Annotated in this window: 2 protein-coding genes; both read left to right on the forward strand. The window is 51.4% G+C overall.

Annotated elements, in window-relative coordinates:
- Window positions 1-325 (forward strand): LysR substrate-binding domain-containing protein (locus tag BZG14_RS15265; RefSeq protein ID WP_241824695.1); only part of this gene is annotated, 325 nt, incomplete at its 5' end.
- 256 nt (window positions 326-581) lie between these two features.
- Window positions 582-1,724: Ig-like domain-containing protein (locus tag BZG14_RS15270; protein ID WP_131825213.1), on the forward strand; the 1,143-nt coding region annotated here is incomplete at its 3' end.

Raw genomic sequence — 1,724 nt, forward strand, 5'->3', positions numbered from 1 at the left:
CCCTGTTGATCAATCGCGTTTAGATGTCTTTACCCAGTTTTTGGCGCCGGCGCACTGTGCACCGCGCAAACACAAAACCATAGAAAAAACCATAGAAACAACCGATATCATGCTGCAAATGGTTGCCGCTGAGCGCGGGATCGCGGCACTCCCCAAATGGCTGGCAAAAGAGTACCAACAACGACTAAACCTTCATATCCTTCGTATAGGGCAACAAGGTATTCATAAGTCGATCCATTTGGGTGTACGCGAGGGACAAAGAGATGATTACATCCAGAACTTCATCGAAAAAGCCAGTTCAACCGTCATGCAGCGATGTGACTAAGAGATAAAACACTCAATACCGTCAATAGTGATATTTAAGCGCATACTTCAAGTGCATACTTTAAGTGCATGGTCTATGGGTATAGTTTGGCGCCGTTTCAAACACCGATCTATAATTACGTATTGTCTCAATGTTGAGCCGTACAAAGTGCACATTTCGGCGTAAAATTACTTTCGAAGAAGTCTAATTCCTTAGATAATGCAAGTGATAGACTTTGAATGCACCTCACATTTTTTATGGATAAAGAGTCCCGGCTATGAAATCAATCTCGCTCTCTCGCAATGTAAACGTCGAAAGTATCCAAGGAAATGGTGTACTGCTTGTCAATGGCACGCCAATGACAGTGACCGAAGGCACGTCCTTTCCGCCTGGAACCGAGCTGGTTCTGCCAGATAACAGTGAGGCTGTTATTGTACTTAGCGACGGAACGTTACTCGCCGTTGAGGCTCAGGGAGAGCAGCCCGGCGCCGTGCTCGATGGATTGCCGCAAGATGTTCAAGATGAAATAGCCGAGATTCAGCAACAAATCCTTGATGGTGAAGGCGAGATCACCATTGAAGATGACCAAGCGACCGCCGCTGGTGGTGACGCTGCAGCCGGCAGTGGCTCATGGAGTTATGTCAATGTTGAGCGTGATGGAAGCGAGACCATTGCAAGCTCAGGATTTGATACTGATTCGCTTGCAACCAACGACGGGGCGATTGGTAGCGATGCAGAAGGAGGAGCGGGGCTTGCGATTGACACCACCGCTCCCGGAATCCCTGGCGTGACCATTGTTAATGATGCTAACAACGATGGCATTATTAGTGGGCAAGAGCTTGGTGATGGGATCCAGGTATTGATCGATCTGTCCGATACCGGTGCTAATCCGGGCGATGTATTAACCATAAATGGTCAAACCTCGACGATTACCGAGCAAGATATCATAGACGGCACCGTCACTATCACACTGCCAGACACTCCTGCAGACGGAGAAACGTTAACCGTAGAAGCCACCATTACCGACACCTCCGGCAACACCTCCGAGCCGGGGAGTGATCAAGCTGAGGTTGATACTAGCGCCGAGGCCGGCACGGTCAGCGTGAACGACATCACCAACGATGACGTGATCAACGCGCAAGAAGCGGGCGAGACCATCCCGGTCACCGGCAGCGCGAGCGGCGGCGACATCGCCGCAAACGATCAGGTCACCATGACCATCAACGGCACCGAGTACACCACCACCGTGGATGAAAACGGCGAGTGGAGCGTGGACGTGGCCGGCAGCGACCTGGCGGCGGACACCGAGTTCGAGGTGGTCGTGAGCTCGTCGGATGACGCGGGCAATACGGTAGAGAGCACTGGCTCATCAGAGCATACGGTGAATACCCAAGCTGGTAGCATCAGCATTGCCGATATC

Source organism: Salinivibrio sp. IB282 (assembly GCF_001995685.1).
Classification (GTDB): domain Bacteria; phylum Pseudomonadota; class Gammaproteobacteria; order Enterobacterales; family Vibrionaceae; genus Salinivibrio; species Salinivibrio kushneri.